Origin of the sequence: Citricoccus sp. (genome assembly GCF_035445025.1) — a bacterium.
GTDB lineage: Bacteria > Actinomycetota > Actinomycetes > Actinomycetales > Micrococcaceae > Citricoccus.
The window spans coordinates 45,034-64,810 of the sequence record NZ_DAOMPX010000010.1 but is presented as its reverse complement, the minus strand read 5'-3'; the positions used below and the strand labels follow the sequence as shown (position 1 = coordinate 64,810).

The following is a 19,777-nucleotide window of genomic DNA, read 5'->3' as shown; positions in this document are numbered from 1 at the left end:
TGCTCAGTTGAAGGCAACGGCCACGTCCTCGACGGACGACCCGTGCTCGAACACGTGGGCGTCGGCGGCGGCGGCCGGGGCGGCCATCACGGCGGGGTCGACCCGCATGATCGCGTAGCCGGCCACCGATCCGGCACCGAAGCCCGGCGCGAAGATCCGGGTGGGCCGGTCGATCACGCCGTCGCGGACCGCGTCGAAGATCGCCAGGGGAATGGACGCGGAGGAGGTGTTCCCCACCCGGTCGATGTTGAAGAACAGCTGCTCGGGGGTCAGGCCGGACTTCGTGGCCAGGTCGATGACCATGGACTTGTTGGCCTGGTGGGGCACGATCAGCTCGACGCTGTCCAGCAGGGAGGAGGCCCGCCCGTCGGGATCCGGCAGTTCGGAGATCTCGCCCAGCATCTGGGCGAGGTACCGCCCGGCCAGGTCCTTCACCTCGGGCCCGTAGACGGTGAGGTTGTTGTCGAACTCCGGGTTGGGCCAGATGATCGAGTTCACCTGGCTCACCGGGCCGGACGCGTAGGTGTTGAGGTACTCCAGGTCCGGGGTCTCACCCTCGGGCGCGACGCCGATGAGCAGTGCCGCGGCGCCGTCGCCGAAGATCATCCGCGAGGGCCGGACGTTGCCGATCTTGTCCGAGAACTTCTCGGCGCAGACCACCAGCACCGGGCGCTCGACGTCCTGCAGGATGCGCGTGGCCTCGGCGAGCGCGTACGGCAGCCCCGCGCAGGCCGCGATGAGGTCGTAGGAGGCGTTGGTCTGGTGGATCCCCAGCTCCCCGGAGACGTAGGTGGCGATCGAGGGCATCAGCCGATCGTTGGTGCACGTGGCCACGATCACCGCCCCGACCTCCTCGGGCCCCACGCCGGCGTGGTCCAGCGCGGACCGGGCGGCGTTCAGCGCCAGGTCCTCCACCTGGGAGAAGGTGTAGAGGCGCTCGCGGATCCCGGTCTTGTCCACGATCTGCTCGGCGGTCATCGGGGACCAGTTGTAGGCGGAGTTGCGGATCAGGTCGTCGTTGGTGCAGATCTCCTCGCCCCCGGCCACCGCCAGGGCGAGGATCCGGGGCTGGACGGTCAGGTCCCGCACCACGATGGGCTTGTACGGGCGGACGGGGGCCTTGGCCTCGACGGCCGGCGCCCCGGCGCGACGGCGTCCGCTGTGGCCGGTGGTGGCGCGGCGGATGAAGCGCTGGACGTCACGGCTCTTGGGACGGTAGACGATCACGTAGTCCTCGTCCCGCAGCTCCCGGGCCTCGACCAGCTCGGTCTTCGACCGGTCCCAGGGGAACTGGTTGTGCAGCACCATCGACCAGCGGCGCAGGGCCTCCAGCTGGGGGACGTCCTCGTGGACGTCCAGGATCTCCTCGTCCCGGAACACGGGGTAGTTGGGGTCGTAGTCGGTGATCCGTGCCACCAGCTGGGACGGGTCGGCCAGGATCTGCTCGACCGTCGGCTTGATCGCGGACAGCTCGGTGGCGTGGAACCTCCGATGCGCGAACACGTCGAAGAGCGTCTTGAAGACCTCGTCCTCGACCGTCGCGTCCCACCGCGCGTCCAGGGTGGGGTAGACCTCGCGCACGGCCTCGACCTTCCGGCCGCCGTCCTCCCACGGGGTCAGCGCGGGGATGTAGACGTCCTCGCGGTTGCGCGGCACGTCCTTCCACCGGGTCACGTGCTTGTCGTACATCGTCATCGCGTACCGGTTCGTCCAGAACAGGTTCATGGCGATGTCGCGCAGCAGGTCGGAGCGCCGGGCGTACTTGCCCTGTTCGATCCGCTGCAGGATCTCCGTGCCGCTCGGTGCCTTGGACTCGAAGTCCCGCTGGATGACCTCCTCGAGCGTGTCCAGGCTGTCCAGTGCCGTCACATCCAGCTCCGGGATGAAATTGGAGGGGAAGACGAGCCTCCCGTGGCTGTTCTTCATGACGGACTGCAACATCGTGATCTCCTACTGTCTGGACCCATGGGCCTGGTGCGCCGCGGCGGTCTTCTCGCCCCTCCGGGGGTCAGCTACCCCTTCAGTCTCATGGTGATGTGGGTCTCCACGGGAAATGTGAACTGCCATGGCTCTAAATGTGGTCCGAGGGTGAACTCTTGCCCGTTTTAAGTGTTACCGGAAGGTTTATTCAGGTTACTAATTAGTAAATTCGAACTTACTGGTTAGTAGGAGAGCGTAATTGATCTCGTCCTGGTCTGGAAGACTAGAGGCGTGTCCGTTCCCCCTCCCCTGCCCGTGCGCGACGGCGTCAACGCCACCCGCCTCCGGCTCCCCTCCTCGGGCTGGGACAGTGTGCTGGACTACGTGCTGCACCGCTGGGGCCATGTCGACCCCGAGGGCATCGTGGAGCGGTTCCGCACCGGCGAGGTCCGCGCCGCCGACGGGACCGTGGTCGCCGAGGACACCCCGCTGGGGGTGCACGAGTCCGTCTGGTACTACCGGTCCGTGCCCCACGAGGAGCCCATCCCCTACGAGGTGACCGTCCTCCACCAGGACGAGCACCTGCTGGTGGCGGACAAGCCGCACTTCCTGCCCACGACCCCGGGCGGCCGCTTCGTGCAGGAGTCCGCCCTGGTGCGGTTGCGCAACCAACTGGGACTGGACCACCTCGTGCCGATGCACCGCCTGGACCGGGCGACGGCCGGCGTCGTGCTGTTCTCCACCCATCCGGACACCCGCGGCGCCTACCAGGTGCTCTTCGAGCGCCGGCAGGTCTGGAAGGTCTACGAGGCCGTGGCCGCCCTGCAGGCCGGGACACGGCCCGAGACGCTGTCCGCCCGGTTCCCGTTGACCTACCGGAACCGGATGGACAAGGTCAAGGGCGTGCTGACCGCCCGGACCCTGGACTACGGTCCGCTCCATTCCGGGCACTCGCCCGGCACCCCGGCCCGGAAGGGCCGGCGGACCAACCGGCCCACCATCGGCGCCAACGCCGAGACCCGCATCGAGCTGCTGGGCACCGGGGTGTCCACGGGTGCCTGGGCGGGCGCCGCCGTCGCGCACCTGCGGTTGTTCCCGAGGACGGGACGCACCCACCAGCTGCGCGTGCACCTGGCGGCACTGGGCCTGGGCATCCTGAACGACCCGTTCTACCCGCGACTGCTGGACGCCGCCCCGGACGACTACGACCGGCCCCTGCAGCTGCTGGCCCACACCATCGGCTTCACCGATCCGCTGACGGGTGAGCAGCGGCAGTTCAGCTCCGGGCTGCGGCTGCGGGAACGACCCGTGGCATGACCGGGCTCGACGCGGCCTGGATCGAGTCCCTCGGCTGGTGGTTCCACCCGCTGACCGCGCTGCTGGTGGCCCTGGACGCGCCGGTGCCCCCCGTGCCGAGCGAGCTGTTCGTCATCGGCTCCGGGGCCATGGCGCAGCTCGGGACCGTGGGGCTCGCCCCCTCCCTGCTGGCCGCCTGGCTGGGCTGCTGGGCCGGGGACGTGGGGCTCTACGCCCTGTTCCGGTACCGGCTCACCGGCCTGCTGGACCGCGCCACGTGGGGCCAGCGCATCCACCGGGGCATCCTGCGGCTGCTGGACCGGGCCGGCCCGGCCCCCAGCTACGCCACGCTGTTCGTGCTGCGGTTCGTCTCCGGCGGGCGGACCGCCTCGATGGCGACCGCGGGGATCGCGTCCCTGCCCTGGAGGCCCTTCCTGGTGCTGTCCGGCGGTGGGGCCCTGGTCTGGACCCTCTACATGGTGGGCCTGGGCTGGGTCACCGGGAGCGCGACTGGCCTTCCGACATGGGCGAGCGCGGTGGTGGGCATGGTGTTGGGTACCCTTCTAGGGTTGGTCATTGCGGGGGTGATCGCCGTCCGGCGGCGCTCCAGGGAGGGGTGAATGGTGGACGAGACGTCCTCTTCCTCGGCCGCGCTGCACCGGATGAAGGCTGCAGCGGACAGGTCCACCGGCCCGGTGTCGCCCGGCCCGGTCTCCGGGTCGCGCCCGGAGGAACCCGCCGACGGACACTCGTCCGCCCGCCGGTCCGACGGTCCGTCCGGGGAGCAGGTCGGCCGCCAGGACGAACGCCCGGACGGCCGTGGGGTCGAGGCCGTCGACCGCGGTGACCGCGGGACGCCCGGGCACCGCGCGCCGGAGGGCGTCACGGCCGCCCAGGCGCGGTTGCGCCACGCCAACCTGCGCGAACCCGTCAATCCCGTGGAGTCCCTCAACGAGTGGCTGGACGGGCTCGGGGAACCGGACTGGGACAAGGTCTCCCAGGCGATCTACGAGTCCCCCGCCCATGCCAAGGCGGCCTACGAACAGGCCAAGGTCCGCCTGGCCGAGGAACGTGAACGCCGCGCGGAGGAGCGCCGGCAGGCCGAGATCGCCCGCCGCGAGGCCGCCGAGCGCGCCGAGGCCGAGCGGCGGGAGGCCGAACGCCTCGCCGAGGAGGAACGGCTGGAGGCCGAACGGCTCGCCGCCGAGCGGGCCGAGGCCGAGCGCCTGGAGGCCGAGCGCCGCGCACGGGAGCAGGCCCGCCTGGAGGCCCAGCGCCGCGCCGAGGAGGAGGCCCGGCTCGAGGCCGAGCGCCGGCTGGAGGCCCAGCGCGCCGAGGAGGAGGCCCTCCGCCTGGAGATGGAACGCCAGGAGCAGGAGGAGTGGCTCCGGCGCCAGCGCGAGCGGGAGACCTGGGCGTTGCAGGCCGCTGCCCGCGAGGCGGACGGTACCGACTGGGTCCCCCCGGCGGAGCGCCGTCCCCTGCTCGAGGAGCGGGGCGAGGACCTCACCGATGCCGAGCTGCTGGACCGCGCCCGGATCTTCCTGCCGGAGTGGCGGCACCGGTACCGCATCCTGGAGAAGGCCCAGGCCATCGAGGCCGCCACGCTGGGCGGCCGGTCCGCACCGTCGGCCTACGCGCCCCATGAGACCTACGGGGACGACAGCGGCTACGGGGACTACGCAAGTGAGCCGGAGCCCGAGGCCGTCCGGTACATCCCGCCCTACAACCTGCCCTCCCGTGAACCGGACCCCCTGCCGGGGTTCCTCGACCTGCTGCGCCAGGTCACCGTGACCCTCGCCTGGCTGCTGTTCGTGGCCGGCGGGATCTACGGGCTCGGCTTCCTCGGCGAGGACCCCACCGGCCCCTGGCTCCACGACCTGCACGGCGGCCGCTTCGCCGGCGGGTACTCGATGCTGTCCATGGCCTCGTGGGCCATGCTGGTCTGGCCCCTGCTGTGGCTCGCCCTGGGCGTGTACACCATCCACCAGTGGATGCCGTCCCAGGCCGCCGCCGCGCGCCAGCGGACCACCGGGTGGCGCGTGTCCGGGGCCATGGTGGCGGCCGTGGCGTGGTTCGTGATCGCCCGCAGCGGGGTCATGCTCGGTGCCGAACTCGTCGTCTGGCTGGCCCTGACGTCCCTGCTGGTGGGCTCCATCCACCAGCTGAACCTCTACACCGCGCGCACGCCGGTGGAACGGGTCATCACCGACGGGATGATCGGCCTGTTCACCGGCTGGGCGGTCATCTACGCGGCCACGAACACCTCCATCTGGCTGCAGTCCCTGGGCCTGAACCTGCTGTGGATCCCGGGCGCGGTGTGGGCGGTGCTCACGATCGTCGTGGTGGTCTGGGGCACGGCCATGATGGCCATGACCGAGCGCGGACGCATCACCATCGCCCTGGGACTGACCTGGGGGCTGGTGGCCATCCTGGTACCCCGACTGGTCGGATCCATGCACTCCGTGTGGGTCGCGATCGTCGCCGCGATGGGCCTGTTCGTGGTGCTGCTGGCCACGGAGAACCGGCGCTACCGGATCAACCACGCCGAGCACCGGGCGGCGCTGGGCCACGCGGTCGACGACGTCTGACCGTTCCGGGGCGGGCCGGGCCCGGCCCGGCGTTCATCGTCCCGGGCCGACCGGCTCCCACCGGCCGCGGGCGCGGCGCAGGACCTCGAGCCGCCCGGTGGTGGCCACCTCCATCACCGCCAGCCGCATCTGCGCCGCGGCACTGAGGGCCGCGCGGTTCTCCCCGTCCCAGGTGGACTCCGGCACCGTGAACCGCAGGACGATCCGCGGCACCCGGGCCACCACCTCCAGGTCCTTGGCCTCCACCGTGTACACGGACGCCAGGGCGGCCTCCGCGGTGGCCATGACCTCCTCGGGGGCGTGGCCGGGCAGCAGGTCGCCGATCTGCAGGCGGACACGGAAGGAGGGCATGGGAGCCATTCTAGGAAGCGCCGGCCGGGGGACCGGCGGAATACGGCCGGGCCACCGCGTGGTTGTGCCCAGCATGAGCCTTCTCTTCGAACCCGCCACCGTGGCCGGCCAGACCCTCCGCAACCGCCTGATCCTGCCCCCGATGTGCCAGTACATCGTGGGCACGAAGGACGGCGTGCCCGGCCCCTGGCAGATGGTCCACCTGGGCGCGCGGGCGGCCGGTGGCTTCGGCATGGTCGTGGCGGAGGCCACCGCCGTCGTCCCCGAGGGGCGGATCTCCGACCAGGACACCGGGCTGTGGAACGACGCCCAACGCGACGCCTGGGCGCCGATCACCGACTTCATCCGCTCCCAGGGCGCCGTGCCCGGGATCCAGCTGGCCCACGCCGGGTCCAAGGCCTCCACCTGGCCGGCGCGTCCCGGTTTCGACCAGGGCCCCATCCCGCCGGAGGAGGGCGGCTGGGAGACCGTCTCGCCGTCGGGCATCCCCGCCGTCTCCGTGACCGCGCCCACCCGCGAGATGACCGAGGCTGAGATCGAGGAGGTCATCGCGGCCTTCGTCGCCGCGGCACGGCGCGCGGATGCCGCCGGCTTCGACGCGGTGGTGGTCCACGGCGCGCACGGTTACCTGCTGCACCAGTTCCTGTCCCCCGTCACCAACCACCGCACCGACCAGTGGGGCGGTTCCTTCGAGAACCGCACCCGCCTGGTGCGCCGCGTGGTCGCCGGCATCCGCGAGGTCTGGCCCGGTGACAAGGTCCTGGGCCTGCGGCTCTCGGGGTCCGACTGGGTGGAGAGCAGCTGGGCCGCGGAGGACACCGTGCGCCTGGTGCGCACGCTCGTGGCCGACGGGCTGGACTGGGTCGACCTGTCCTCCGGTGGCATCGGGGACACCTACCTCGGCCCGAAGGGCCCGGGGTACCAGGTGCCCCTCGCCGAGGCCGTGAAGCGGGGCACCGAGGACCTCGCCCTGGCACCCGGGCGCGGCCTCACGGTGGACGGGCCCGACGGCGGCGCCCGCCGGCTGTTCGTCTCCACCGTCGGTTCCATCACCTCCGACGAGACGGCCGAGGCCGTCCTGGTCAACGACCGCGCGGACGCCGTCGGCATCGGCCGCGCCGCCCTGGTGCGCCCGAACTGGCCCGCCGAGGCGGCCCTGTCCCTGGGGGACGACCGCTTCCGCCAGTTCGTCGCCGCGCCCTACCACGGCGGCAAGTGGGGACGGTCCTGAACCGGCGACTACCCTGACTCAGGTGCTGCCCTTCCTGCTGATCCAGACTCGCGCGGACGACGCCGTCGCCGCGGACGAGGTCCGCTCCACCACCGTCCTGGGCGGTTTCGGCCCCGGCGAGCTGGTCACGCTGCGGCTGGACCGGGTCGTCGCGGCCGCGGGGCCGTCCTCGGGCGGGACGGCGGACCTGGACTGGGCGCAGCTGGTGCCCCGGCACTCCGGGGTGATCGTGGGTGGCAGTCCCTTCACCTCCTCGGACCCGGACGAGTTCAAGTCCGACCTGCAGATCGTGGTGGAGGCCGAGCTGCGCCGGCTGCTGGACGTCGTCCTCGAGCGGGACGTGCCCTTCCTGGGCGCCTGCTACGGGGTCGGCACCCTCGGGCTGCACCAGGGTGCCACGGTGGACGGGACCTTCGGGGAACCGGCCGGGGCCGTCGTCGTGCGCCTGACCGAGGCGGGGAGGACGGACCCGTTGCTGGCGGGCGTGGACCCGGAGTTCGAGGCCTTCGTGGGGCACAAGGAGGCCATCCGCACCCTGCCGGAGCACGCCGTGGTGCTGGTGGCCGGGGACGCCTGCCCGGTGCAGATGTTCCGGATCGGCCGGCACCAGTACGCCACCCAGTTCCACCCGGAGCTGGACCTGGAGGGACTGCTGTACCGGCTGGAGACCTACGCGGACAACGGCTACTACGACCCGGCCGAGGCCGAGGAGCTGTTCGCCCGGGTACGGGCGGCCACCGTGACCGAACCGCGCAAGGTGCTGGAGAACTTCCGGGCGCGGTACGCGCGGCGGGGCTGAGGCCCGTTTGGGGCCTCCCCGGTCAGGCGGCGTGACCGGCGCCCCGGACTCGGGTAGAACTGAGGCATGAGTGTTCGCACCCCCGACCCGAATCCCGGGTGGCTGTCGGAAGAGGATCTCTACGAGGCCCGCCGTCGCCTGCCCATGGTCTACGTGGAGGCCCTGCCCGTCCGCCTGGATGCCCTGGGGTACGTGTCGGAGATCGGCCTGCTGTACCTGGCCGACGGCGGCGGGCACCTGCGCCGCACCTTCGTGTCCGGCCGCGTGATGTACCGCGAGACCGTCCGGGCCGCGCTGATGCGTCACCTGGAGAAGGACCTGGGCCCGCTGGCGCTGCCCCAGCTGCCGCCCTCGATCACCCCCTTCACGGTGGCCGAGTACTTCCCCTCCCCGTCCGAGACGGGCCTGACGGACGACCGCCAGCACGTGGTGTCCCTGGCCTACCTCGTCCCGGTCACCGGTGAGTGCCAGCCCCGCGGCGACGCCCTCGAGCTGACCTGGCTGACCCCCGAGGAGGCGCTGAGCGACGCGATCCAGGCCGAGTTCATCGGCGGCCGTGGCAACCTGGTGCGCCAGGCGCTGGCCCACGTGGGCTGGGGGCGCTGACCCATGTCCGCACCGAACACGGCCGGCCCGGGCGCCGGCTCCGCCGCCTCGCCCGCCTCCGCCGCGTCCTCCCCCGCGCGCCCCGTCTCCTCCCCGCGGTCCCGGCACGACATCGGCGGGGACTACCTGCGCTCCGTCAAGGCCCAGCAGGTCCAGCCCGGTGACCGGTTCCTGACCCGCAGGGGTGAGCCCTCCGCCCCCGTGACGCAGACCCGCATCACCCGGGACGACTTCGGCACCCCCGCCCTCGTCATCGCCACCCTGGCGGACGAGCGGCAGGTCCGGATCGCCTTCGGCTCCACCATCAGGGTGCGCACCCACCGGCCCGCCCCGGCACTGGACACCGCGGCGGACCTGGCCCCCGTCCAGGCGGGGTCCCCGGAGTCCGTCGTGGTGGAGATCGCCCAGCGCCACCCCGACGACCAGCGCCTGCTGGCCCTGGCCGCCAAGCTCTCGCGCGGGATCAACATGCGCTCGGGTGCCCAGCTCGAGGACATCGACACCATGGCCCGGTACCTCTTCGTGGACCTGGACGACTCCGACGGCGCGCTGCAGGCGACCACGCTGCTGACCTCGCTGCCCTTCGACGGGGCGATGGGCCGGTGGAAGTCGATCGAGTCGGCCCTGGCGCTGGCCGCGAACATCCACCACCACCGCGGCGAGCGGGCCGAGGCCGAGGCGACCGGGGCGCGGTTGCGCGAGCCCGACGAGGCCGAGCCGGACCCCATCCGCGCCCAGCGGCAGGCGGAGTTCCGCCAGCGCCAGCTCAACGAGCCGAACCTCTACGACCGGGAGATCCTGCGCGCCGAGAGCGCCGGGGACCTCGCGGCAGAGCGCGGGTGGCGCGAGTCCCGCCTCTCCACGCTGTTCTACCTGCGGGCCCGCGGGGGCTCCGAGACCTACACCGGCGAGGAGCTGGACCGCCTGGTCCGGCTCGAGGTCCAGGCCCTCCGCGAGCTCGCGGACCGGCAGGCGGCGGCCGGCCCCGAGGCCTGACTCAGTCGCGGGCCTCGGTGGCCGGGTCGGCGTCGTGCCGGACCCACTTGCGCCAGGCCCAGGGGTAGAGCACGCAGGCCACGCCGACGGCCGCGCCGATGACGGTCTCGATGAACCGGTCCCTCAGCAGCGCGGGGCCGTCGACCGGTGAACCGGTGCCCACCGTGACCAGGACGGTGGACAGCAGCGCCAGCGGGGTGACCACCACCTGGGCCAGCACGTACTGCCGGGCGATGTAGAGCTCGGCCAGGGTCTGGAAGAGGGCGATGATGAGGATCATCAGCCAGGGCTCCGGCCGGAGCCAGAGGATCCCGGCCATCAGGATCAGCCCGAGGAAGGTGCCGATGACCCGCTGCAGGCCGCGGTTGACGCGGTACCGGGTGGAGTGCCCGGCCAGCGGGACGACGGCGGCGACCATGGCCCAGTAGTTGTGCTCGATGCCCAGCGCGGGCCCCAGCGCCGTGGCCAGGGAACCCGCGGTCCCGGCGGCGATCGCGTACCACAGGGCCTCGAGCCAGATGATCCGGTGCTCGTCCGAGGTGGACCGGTCCCGGGGGGTCCAGGTGATCGGCTGCCGGCGGGACGGCAGGACGCGCGAGCCCAGGCCCACCACCACGGCCCACGCCACCACGGCCACCGCGGTCAGCATCGCCTCGCCGAGCGGGGGCTGGTAGGGCACCGAGGCCACGGCGGCGAAGGCGAAGATGTGGAACAGCGAGCCCGCCGGGCGCAGCCTCCAGTACCCGGCGACCACCGTGCAGAGGCCGGCCACCACGGTGGTCAGGCCGACCAGCGCCCAGGGGCTCTCGGACTCGGAGACGCCGCTGCGTCCGGCCAGGGTGGCCGCCAGGATGACCGCGATCATCAACAGTCCGGCCCGCAACTGCATGTGCAACCGGACCCCGTGCGTGGTGTTGCGGCCGTAGATGCCGGTGAACGCCCCGAAGGAGGCGAAGATCGCCAGGTCGATCCGGTCCATCAGCAGCAGCACCAGCAGCGGGACCAGCACCGTGATGCCGCAGCGGATCCCGACCTCGTGGTCCTTGTTCGCCGGCGCGATGGTGAACAGCGACGGGACCGGGTTGAGGTCCGACATCCGCATGCACGCCTCCCCTCTCCCGTGGTGGTCCTGATGGCTCCTGACTGATACATACCATGGAGGACGTGCCTGAAACCGTTGACTCCCGCCCTGAAGTGACCCACCAGACCCGTGACCGTGAGGCCGGTGACATGCCGGCCCCGGCCTCGCCGCGGGACGCCGGCTTCGTCGTCGGGAGCCGGCTGACCGGTCCGGACGGGACCGCGATGGCCGGGCGCACCGGGACCATCACCACCCCGCACGGGCTGATCCAGACCCCCGCGTTCATCCCCGTGGCCACGCAGGCCACCGTCAAGGCCGTCCTGCCGGAGGCGATGGGCGAGATCGGCGCCCAGGCGCTGCTGGCCAACGCCTACCACCTGTACCTGCAGCCCGGCCCGGACATCCTCGACGAGGCCGGCGGCCTGGGGGCGTTCATGAACTGGTCCGGGCCCACCTTCACGGACTCCGGCGGCTTCCAGGTGATGAGCCTGGGCTCGGGGTTCAAGAAGGTGATCGACATGAAGGGACCGGCCGCACCGTCCGGGCAGGGGGCGGACGACGCGGTGGCCCCCGGCAAGGAGCGGCTGGCCAACGTGGACGAGGACGGGGTCTGGTTCAAGTCCCACCTGAACGGGGACCGGCACCGGTTCACCCCCGAGGTCTCGGTGGGCATCCAGCACCAGCTGGGCGCGGACATCATGTTCGCCTTCGACGAGCTGACCACGCTGCACAACTCGCGCGGTTACCAGGAGGAGGCGCTGGAGCGCACCCGCCGCTGGGCCCAGCGCTGCCTGGACGAGCACGCCCGCCTGACCGGCGAGCGCGCGGCGAAGCCCTACCAGGCCCTGTTCGGGGTCATCCAGGGCGCCCAGTACGAGGACCTGCGGCGCAAGGCCTGCCGGGACCTGGCCGCCATGACCACGGAGTTCCCCGACGACGGCGGGGTCACCTCACACGGCTTCGACGGCTACGGGATCGGCGGGGCGCTGGAGAAGGAGAACCTCGGCACGATCGTGGGCTGGTGCGTGGAGGAACTGCCCGAGGACAAGCCGCGGCACCTGCTGGGGATCTCCGAGCCGGACGACCTGTTCACGGCGGTGGAGAACGGGGCGGACACCTTCGACTGCGTCTCCCCCACCCGCGTGGCCCGCACCGGCGCGTTCTACACCGCCGAGGGCCGCTTCAACCTGCCCGGTGCGCGCTACAAGCGGGACTTCTCCCCCCTGGAGGAGGGCTGCGACTGCTACACCTGCGCGCACTACACCCGGGCCTACATCCACCACCTGATCAAGGCCAAGGAGATGGTGTCCCACACGCTGATCTCCCTCCACAACGAGCGGTTCACCGTCCGCCTGGTGGACCGGATGCGCGCCGCCATCCAGGACGGGACGTTCTGGGACCTGAAGGACGAGGTGCTCGGACGGTACTACGCCTCGTCCCGGCGGGCCCCCTCATCGCTGTGACACGTTCCCGCGCCCACCGGGTCCGGGAGCGCGGGAACGTGTCACCGGGGTGGCCGCGGTGCCGCCCTAGCGGGACGCCACGTGCGTGGACAGCTGCTCGAGGGACTCCAGCAGCTCCCGGGTGTACGGGTGGCGCGGGGCACCGAAGACCTCGTCGGCCGGTCCGTGTTCCACCGCCTCGCCGTCCTTCATCACCAGGATCTCGTCGCTCATGTGGTGGATGACGCCCAGGTCGTGGGAGATGAACAGGTAGGTGGTGCCGAGGGTCTCCTGCAGTTCGGTGAGCAGGTCCAGCACCTGGGCCTGGACGGAGACGTCCAGGGCGGAGACGGCCTCGTCCAGCACCACGACCCGCGGTTCCGGTGCCAGCGCCCGGGCGATGGCCAACCGCTGCCGCTGGCCCCCGGACAGCCGCAGCGGGTGCTTGGCGAGGTGCTCGGGGGCCAGGCCCACCAGTCGCGCCCAGTGGTCGGCCCGCTCGGCCAGCTCCGCCCGGTGGGCCCGCCGTGCCCGGCCCGAGGCGAACGGCCCGGGGGCCGAGCCGGCGTCGAGGGCGTCGGTGAGGATCCGCCGGCCGGTCCAGCGCGGGTCGAAGGAGCTCAACGGGTCCTGGTAGACCACGGTGACCTCCCGGCGCCGCGGCCGGCGCCCCGCGACGGACAGCTCGCTCCACGGCGCCCCCTCCAGCAGCACGGTGCCGGCGTCCGGGGCCACGAAGCCCAGGGCCATGGAGGCCGTGGTGGACTTGCCGGACCCGGACTCCCCCACGATGCCCAGGGTCTGCCCGGCCCGCACGTCGAAGGAGACGTCCCGGACCACGGCCCGGTCCCTCCCGTCCGGCCCCCGGTAGGACTTGGTCAGCCCGCGCGCGGTGAGCACGGCGGGAGGCCCCGCCTCGGCCCTCCGCGTGCCGGCCGGCACCGTCCCCCCGGGCCGATCGCCGGTCCGCTCGACGGCCCGGCCCCGGCCGGCCTCGGTGAGGTACTCGCCCTTGGTGTGGCCGGAGGGCACGGCGTCCAGCAGCTGGCGGGTGTAGGGGTGCTGCGGGTCCGCCAGCACCTCCGCCGCCGTGCCCGACTCGACGATCCGGCCGCCCTGCATGACGAGCACCCGGTCGGCCAGCCGGCCGACCACGGAGAAGTCGTGGCTGATCAGCAGGATCGCGGTGCCCTGGTCCTTGCGCTGGGCCAGGACGTCGAGCACCTGGGCCTGGACGGTGACGTCGAGGGCGGTGGTCGGCTCGTCGGCCACCACGAGCGCGGGATGGTTGGCGATGGCCGAGGCGATCAGCGCCCGCTGGCGCAGGCCCCCGGAGAGCTGGTCGGGACGCTGACCGGCCCGCAGCCGCGGCTCCGGAACGCCGACCTCGGCCAGCAGCTGCTCCACCCGGGCGGAACGCTCGGCACGGCCCCGGACCCCGTGCAGGCGCAGGGACTCCCCGATCTCGGCGCCCACCGTGCGCAGCGGGTCCAGGGAGACCAGCGCATCCTGGAGGATGAAGCCCACGTCCCGGCCGCGGATGGACTTCCAGTCCCCGTCCTGCAGCGTGAGCACGTCCCGGCCGAAGAGGGTGGCGGTGGTGGCCTCCACGTGGGCGTTCGGGCCGGTCAGGCCGATCAGCGTGCGGGCGGTCACCGACTTGCCGGACCCGGACTCACCGATGACCGCCACGCACTCGCCGGGACGGATGTCCACGGAGAGGTCGTGGACCACGTGGCGGCGACGGCCGAGGGCGTCGGTGAACCAGACGTTGAGGTCCTCCAGGACGGCCAGGGCGCCGGTGCCGGCGGGTGCGACCGCGGTGGCGGGAGGTCCTGAGGTGGCGGGGGCGCCCGGGCCGGTGGTGGACCGGACGGATCCTGCGGGGGCCAGGGCGGGGATGACGGTGTCGATCAGGGCGTTCATGAGCGGTCTCCTTCGAGGGTGGACTCCACGTGGCGGCCCAGGACGGTGGCGGTCAGGGCGGCGGCCAGGACGGCAAGTCCCGGGATGATCTCCAGCCACCAGGCGGCGGTGATGTAGGGGCGCCCGGCTTCCAGCAGGGCACCCCACTCCGGCGACGGCGGGGCCACGCCGAAGCCGAGGAACGCCAGGCCGGAGGCCCAGACGATGGACTGGCCGATGCCCAGCGTCAGCACCGCCAGCAGCGGGCGCAGCGCGTTGGGCAGCACGTGCCGGGTGAGGATCCTCGCCGGGTGGTGGCCCAGCGCGCGGGCGGCCTGGACGTAACCGGAGCGGCGCACCGACATCACCTGGGCGCGGACCATCCGGGCGTAACCGGGGGCGATGCCCAGGCCGACGGCCAGGATGAGGGTCTGCACCGACGGCCCGTAGACGGCGATGAACACCATGGCCAGCAGCAGGATCGGGAAGGCGAACAGCACCTCGATGCCGCGGCCGATGATCGCGTCCGCCCAGCGGCCACCGAGCGCGGCCCAGGACCCGAGGACCACGGCCAGCCCCACCCCCACGCCGGTGGCGCCCAGGCCGATCAGCAGGGAGGACCCGGTGCCGTGGACGATCCGCGAGTAGAGGTCCCGGCCGGACTGGTCCGTGCCGAACCAGTGGTCCGGCCCCGGCGGGGCCAGCGGGGCGTCCAGGTCGATGGCCCGGGGGTCCGCGGTCGCCAGCAGCCCGGGGGCGAACGAGGCGATCACCAGCAGCATCGCGAACGCGCCGGCGATCCAGACGGTGGCCGGCACGCGGCGCCAGGACGCGGAGGCGCGGGCGGTGCGGTCCGCGGTGCCGGGACCCGGGGTGGGCGATGCCGGGCCACCGGGGACGGACACCCGGCCGGCAGGTGCGGGGGTCAGGGGCGTGGTGCTCATGCTGCCTCCTTCAGGCGGGGGTCGACGAGGATGTAGGCGGTGTCCACCACGAGGTTGGTGATCACGTAGATCACGGCCACGAGCATCACCACGCCGCACACCACCGGGAGGTCGCGGCCGTTGACCGCGGTGACGAGGACCCGGCCGAGGCCGGGGCGGGCGAAGACGTTCTCGGCGATCACGGCCGCGGAGAACTGGGCCCCGACCGCCCACCCGGTCAGGCTCAGGCCCGGCAGCAGGGAGTGGCGCAGCACGTGGCGCAGTCTCACGCCCCCGTCGGACATGCCCCGGGCGCGGGCGGTGAGGACGAAGGGGGCGTCCAGGGTGCGTTCGAACTCGGTGCGCATCACCTGGGCGAGGAAGCCGGCCAGCGGGATGCCGAGCGTCAGGGCCGGAAGCACCAGGCCGGCCGCGCCGCTGCCCGAGACCACGGGGAAGATCCCGAGCCACAGGGCGAAGACCACCAGCAGGATGATGCCGAGCCAGTACTGCGGCAGCGCCGCCGCCGCGGACTCCAGGCCGGAGAAGATCCTCGAGACCCAGGGGGTGCGCCGGGCGGTGAGCACCAGGAGCACCACGGCGATCACCCAGGCGATGGCCAGGGCCGTGAAGGTCAGCACCACGGTGGGCGCGATCTGGTCGCCGATCACGGTGGTGACGGGCTGGTAGAGGGTGTAGGAGATCCCCAGGTCGCCGCGCAGCAGGCCGCCCAGGAAGTCCAGGTACTGCACGATCAGCGGATCGTCGAACCCGAACGCCTCGTTGATCGGCGCGAGCTCCTCCGGGGTGCGCTCCTGGACCTGGCCGGTCTGCTGGTTCAGCAACAGGGTGGCGCGGTCACCGGGCAGCAGGACCTGGATGAGGAACGTGATGGTGGCCGCCGCCCACACGACGAACACGGCCCCGAGGGCCTTGCGGCCGACGGCGAGGGCCACCGCGGCCGGTGACGGCCGGTTGCCGCGGGGCGGGCGGTCCCGTGCTGCCACCGGGTCCGCAGCGGGGGACGAGGCGGGGGGTGAGGCGGGGTGCGATACGGGGGCTGATGCCGGGTGCACCGGCGGTGGGACGGTGGGTGACGGGCTGGGGTGTCGGGTGCTCAGGGACATGGGTCAGTCCTCGTTCTCGACCGGGGCGTCCGCACTGTCTGCGGTGTCCGGGATGTCTGCGGTGTCCGGGGTGAGGGTGCCGGAGGCGTCCCGGGCGTCCTGGGAGGTGAAATGGGCGTCGTGGAACACCGGGCCGCCCTGGGCGGGGTCGAGCCAGAGACCCGTGACGTCCCCGCCCACGGCCAGCGTGTTGGTCTGGGTGTACAGGCCGATCGCCGGGGCCAGTTCGCTGAGTTCGTGCTGGGCCTGGGAGAACCGCTCCGTGACCTCCTCGGGCGTGGGGGCCTGCAGCGCGGACTGGATGGTCGCGAACACCCGGGACTCGTCCAGGAACGTGGTGTTGGCCCCGTTCGGCGCCTCCTCGGTGGAGGGGCGGTAGTTGATGTTCAGGATCCCGGCGTGCGGGCTCGTCCAGTACCCCACCTGGGCGTCATAGCTCTCCGGGGTGGAGAACGCACCCCCGAAGAACTCGGACGGCGTGCCCGGGCGCAGCACCAGGTCGAAGCCTGCGGCCCGTGCCTGCTCCTGGAAGTTCTGGATCACGGTGTTGCCGTCCGGGGTGATGATGCTGTTCAGGCCGTAGACCACGAGCGCCTGCAGGCGTCGGCCGTCCTTCGTCCGGGTCCCGTCGGGGTCCCGGCCGGTCCAGCCGGCCTGGTCCAGCAGCTCGTTGGCCCGGTGCAGGTCGAACGGGTACTCGGCGGCGGCGTCCTCGTCGTAGTCCGGGGTGGTCTGGGAGAGGTAGCCGCTGGGCTCGAAGGGGACGGTGCCGAGGAAGGCCGAGGCCACGTTGGCCTCCCGGTCCGTGGCGAAGCTCAGGGCCTGGCGGACCTGCTGGTCCGTGAAGATGCCCCGCTGCGTGTTCAGGCTCATCACCACGGGCCGGCCCGGGGTGATGTACTGCGTGAAGTCGTAGTCCTCGCGGGCCTGGGCGATGTTCACGGCCGGCACCTCGCCGATCGCATCCATCTCCCCGGACAGCAGCGAACCGTACCGGGAGGTGTTGTCCGGAACGATGTTCCACCGGATGCCCGCCACGTGGGCCGGGCCCTGGTGCCGGGCGTTCTGCGGCGCCCAGTCGTAGTCGTCATTGCGCTCGAACTCGATGTACTCCCCGCGCTTCCAGTCCTTGACGGTGAACGGCCCGGAGCCGATGGGCTCGGTGCAGTTCTCCTCATCGGTGCGGGACTGCAGGGCCGTGGGTGACTGCAGGCCGAAGTAGGACTGGGAGATGGTGGACAGGAACGGGGAGAACGGGGCGGACAGGTGGATCCGGACGGTGTGCTCGTCCAGCACCTCCGAGTGGTCGTAGAACCCGCCGAGGTGGGCGGCGGCGGTGCCGTTGCCGCCGTCCAGCCAGTAATCGAAGTTGTAGGCCACGGCCTCGGCGTCCAGGGCGGTGCCGTCCGTGAAGGTCACGTCCTCGCGCAGCCGCAGCGTCCAGGCCCGGCCGTCCTCCGACACCTCCCAGCCGGTGGCGATCCAGGGGACCACCGAGCCGTCCTCGGTGTGGGACACCAGGTTGTCCAGGACCTGGCGGGCGGTGAAGTTCTCCTGGATCCAGCCGCCGAAGATGCAGTTGGGCTCCTGGAGGTGGCCGTACTCGATCACGCCGCCATGGACAGGCCCGGCCCCGGCGGCGCCGGTCAGCGCCGCCTGGTCCGGGCCGGCGTCGGGATCCGTTCCGGCGCCGCGACCGGTGCCGGGACCTGCGGCGCAGGCGCTCAGGACCAGCGTGGCCGCGGTCAGGACGGCGAGCCCGGTGGTCCGGGGCCCGGGGAGTCGAGGGGTGCGGGGCGTCGTCCGGAGTCCGGGCGCGCTCGGGGAAGGTGGGGTGCTCATGGGGTTCCTTTCGCCGTGATCCAGCGCAGGCAGAAGTGGGTGGTGGGGCTCAGGCCCCGGTCGGCACGGTGGCGAAGGCGCCCCGGTACCGGGCGGCCGGGTGCGTCTGGGGCAGGCGGTCCCGGCCGAAGAGCTTCTGGCGCAGGGTGCCCGGCGCGTACTCGGACTGCGCCAGGCCGCGCTCGCGCAGCACGGGCAGGACCTGGTCCGCGAACTCCTCGAAGGAACCGGGGATCACCCAGTTGATGACATTGATGCCGTCCACGCCGGCGTCCTGCCAGTCCTGGAGCCGGTCCGCGATCTGCTCGGGGGTGCCCACCAGGCGGTTGTTGCGGTGGCTGCGCCAGGCGACGTCGGCGACCACGGGCTCGCGGTCCGTGATGGCCTTGGAGGTCCACTCGGAGAAGCCCTTCTGGGTGTTGGTCTCCAGGTCTTTCAACGGGGTCTCGGGAGGGTAGACACGGCCGTCCGGGTCGACCAGGGCGGCGTGGGCCAGGTAGCCCTCCACGGAGGCGTACTCCTCGTACTCGGCCAGCGTGCGCCGGGCCTGCTGCTCCGTCTCGCCGATGACGAAGCTCAGGCCCTGGAAGAACTTGATGTCCTCCGGTGCCCGGCCGGCCTCGACGGCGCGGCGGCGGGTGTCCTCGATCTGCTGGCGGGCGATGTCCGGGGTCGCCGCGATGAGGAACACGGCCTCGGCGTTGCGGGCGGCGAAGTCCCGGCCGGAGGCGGAGGATCCCGCCTGGTACAGCAGCGGTGTCCGCTGCGGGGACGGTGAGGGCAGGTGCGGGCCCTCCACCGAGTAGCGCCGGCCCTCGTGGTGGATCTTGTGGACCTTCGCCGGGTCCGAGTACCGGGAGCCCTGCCGATCCTTGACGACCGCTCCCTCGTCCCACGAGCCCTCCCAGAGCTTGTAGGCGACGTCCACGTACTCCTCGGCCCAGGCGTAGCGCTCGGCGTGGTCGGTCAGCCGTGGCAGGCCGAAGTTGCGTGAACCGTTGTCCTGGGTCCCGGTGACGATGTTCCAGGCGATCCGGCCGTTCGAGATGTGGTCGAGCGTGGAGAGCTGGCGGGCGAACTGGAACGGGTGGGACTGGAAGACGTTGGAGGTGGTGGCCAGGCCCAGGTGCTCGGTCACCACGGCCAGCGCGCCGAGCAGCACGGTCGGGTCGTTGGAGGGGATCTGCAGGCCCTCGTTGACGTACACGGAGTAGTCGGCGTCGGCGTCGCCGTAGTGGCCGACGACGTCCGCGAAGAACATGGCGTCGAACCTCGCGGCCTCGAGGGTGCGGGCCAGGTCGATCCAGGTGCGGACGTCGGTGAACTCGGCCTGCCCGGCGTCGGGGCGACGCCACTGGCCGTGGTGGATGTGACTGGTGGTGTTCATGACGAAAGCGTTGAAGTGCAGGGGCGTGCGGGCGATGGGGGCCATGGTGTCTCTTCCCGGTCGGTGGCACTCCGGGGATGCCCGGAACGCACCGGGGCGCGCGCAGGCGGCCTCGATGCACCGGGCGGGGTGCCGTACTTGCCGGTCACGGGTGCGTGCCGGCCGAATCATCACCTGGAGCACCCCACTACAGCGAGAGGGTTGCTGTCCGGTCAGCCAGGGCTTATGGCCGGATCTCGTGATTCCGTTACCGAGCGTAGACCCCGGCGCCGGTCCCGCC

16 protein-coding genes and 1 riboswitch are annotated in these 19,777 nt (G+C 72.2%); of the genes, 8 read left to right on the top strand and 8 right to left on the bottom strand.

Annotation, left to right across the window (positions count from 1 at the left end):
• Positions 1-3 precede the first annotated feature (3 nt).
• Positions 4-1,941 (bottom strand): ketoacyl-ACP synthase III, encoded by a 1,938-nt coding sequence (locus PLJ28_RS05515; protein WP_183523247.1) that lies wholly within the window; start codon positions 1,939-1,941, stop codon positions 4-6.
• 270 nt (positions 1,942-2,211) lie between these two features.
• Here PLJ28_RS05515 and PLJ28_RS05510 point away from each other — a divergent pair, with 270 nt between their 5' ends.
• From PLJ28_RS05510 to PLJ28_RS05500, 3 genes are read left to right on the top strand one after another with little or no spacing between them, the layout of a single operon-like run.
• A complete protein-coding gene (locus PLJ28_RS05510) occupies positions 2,212-3,237 on the top strand; it encodes a pseudouridine synthase (protein WP_183523246.1) in 1,026 nt (341 codons plus the stop codon).
• On the top strand, positions 3,234-3,836 hold the full coding sequence (locus tag PLJ28_RS05505) for a DedA family protein (protein ID WP_183523245.1): 603 nt from the start codon (positions 3,234-3,236) through the stop codon (positions 3,834-3,836). Before PLJ28_RS05510 ends, PLJ28_RS05505 begins: the two co-directional genes overlap by 4 nt.
• Positions 3,837-5,807, top strand: a complete 1,971-nt coding sequence (locus tag PLJ28_RS05500; protein WP_298042759.1) for a TspO-related membrane protein — start codon at positions 3,837-3,839, stop codon at positions 5,805-5,807.
• Between the two features lie 33 nt (positions 5,808-5,840).
• On the opposite strand, the gene PLJ28_RS05495 is transcribed toward PLJ28_RS05500, so the two are convergent.
• A complete protein-coding gene (locus PLJ28_RS05495; RefSeq protein WP_183523241.1) occupies positions 5,841-6,158 on the bottom strand; it encodes a hypothetical protein in 318 nt (105 codons plus the stop codon).
• Between the two features lie 73 nt (positions 6,159-6,231).
• On the opposite strand from PLJ28_RS05495, the gene PLJ28_RS05490 reads away from it, so the two are divergent.
• The 4 genes from PLJ28_RS05490 to PLJ28_RS05475 all read left to right on the top strand — a co-directional run bounded on the left by PLJ28_RS05490 (position 6,232) and on the right by PLJ28_RS05475 (position 9,790).
• A complete protein-coding gene (locus tag PLJ28_RS05490; protein ID WP_324589956.1) occupies positions 6,232-7,389 on the top strand; it encodes an NADH:flavin oxidoreductase/NADH oxidase in 1,158 nt (385 codons plus the stop codon).
• Positions 7,390-7,411: 22 nt separating this feature from the next.
• The gene (locus tag PLJ28_RS05485; RefSeq protein WP_298042755.1) at positions 7,412-8,188 is read left to right on the top strand and encodes a glutamine amidotransferase; all 777 of its coding nucleotides are present in this window, start codon (positions 7,412-7,414) and stop codon (positions 8,186-8,188) included.
• Positions 8,189-8,254: 66 nt separating this feature from the next.
• Positions 8,255-8,794 (top strand): NUDIX hydrolase family protein, encoded by a 540-nt coding sequence (locus tag PLJ28_RS05480; protein ID WP_010143666.1) that lies wholly within the window; start codon positions 8,255-8,257, stop codon positions 8,792-8,794.
• Between the two features lie 3 nt (positions 8,795-8,797).
• On the top strand, positions 8,798-9,790 hold the full coding sequence (locus tag PLJ28_RS05475; RefSeq protein WP_183530149.1) for a DUF6707 family protein: 993 nt from the start codon (positions 8,798-8,800) through the stop codon (positions 9,788-9,790).
• Between the two features lies 1 nt (position 9,791).
• On the opposite strand, the gene PLJ28_RS05470 is transcribed toward PLJ28_RS05475, so the two are convergent.
• Entirely contained in the window at positions 9,792-10,892 is a 1,101-nt protein-coding gene (locus tag PLJ28_RS05470) for an FUSC family protein (RefSeq protein ID WP_183530151.1), read from the bottom strand.
• Between the two features lie 128 nt (positions 10,893-11,020).
• On the opposite strand from PLJ28_RS05470, the gene tgt reads away from it, so the two are divergent.
• Positions 11,021-12,334: a tRNA guanosine(34) transglycosylase Tgt gene (gene tgt, locus PLJ28_RS05465; protein ID WP_183530196.1), complete on the top strand. Its 1,314-nt coding sequence runs from the start codon at positions 11,021-11,023 to the stop codon at positions 12,332-12,334.
• Positions 12,335-12,400: 66 nt separating this feature from the next.
• Here tgt and PLJ28_RS05460 read toward each other — a convergent pair whose 3' ends face one another.
• The 5 genes from PLJ28_RS05460 to PLJ28_RS05440 all read right to left on the bottom strand — a co-directional run bounded on the left by PLJ28_RS05460 (position 12,401) and on the right by PLJ28_RS05440 (position 19,542).
• Positions 12,401-14,239 (bottom strand): dipeptide ABC transporter ATP-binding protein, encoded by a 1,839-nt coding sequence (locus PLJ28_RS05460; protein ID WP_324589955.1) that lies wholly within the window; start codon positions 14,237-14,239, stop codon positions 12,401-12,403.
• Complete coding sequence (locus tag PLJ28_RS05455) at positions 14,236-15,162, bottom strand: ABC transporter permease (RefSeq protein ID WP_183530155.1); 927 nt, start codon at positions 15,160-15,162, stop codon at positions 14,236-14,238. Before PLJ28_RS05455 ends, PLJ28_RS05460 begins: the two co-directional genes overlap by 4 nt.
• Positions 15,159-16,148: an ABC transporter permease gene (locus PLJ28_RS05450; protein ID WP_298042743.1), complete on the bottom strand. Its 990-nt coding sequence runs from the start codon at positions 16,146-16,148 to the stop codon at positions 15,159-15,161. Before PLJ28_RS05450 ends, PLJ28_RS05455 begins: the two co-directional genes overlap by 4 nt.
• Before the next feature lie 123 nt (positions 16,149-16,271).
• The gene (locus PLJ28_RS05445; RefSeq protein ID WP_324589954.1) at positions 16,272-18,110 is read right to left on the bottom strand and encodes an ABC transporter substrate-binding protein; all 1,839 of its coding nucleotides are present in this window, start codon (positions 18,108-18,110) and stop codon (positions 16,272-16,274) included.
• Between the two features lie 49 nt (positions 18,111-18,159).
• Positions 18,160-19,542 carry an LLM class flavin-dependent oxidoreductase gene (locus PLJ28_RS05440; protein ID WP_183530159.1) on the bottom strand — a complete coding sequence of 461 codons (1,383 nt, stop codon included), beginning with the start codon at positions 19,540-19,542 and terminating at the stop codon, positions 18,160-18,162.
• Positions 19,543-19,626: 84 nt separating this feature from the next.
• Positions 19,627-19,741: riboswitch (SAM riboswitch) on the bottom strand.
• Positions 19,742-19,777: the final 36 nt, after the last annotated feature.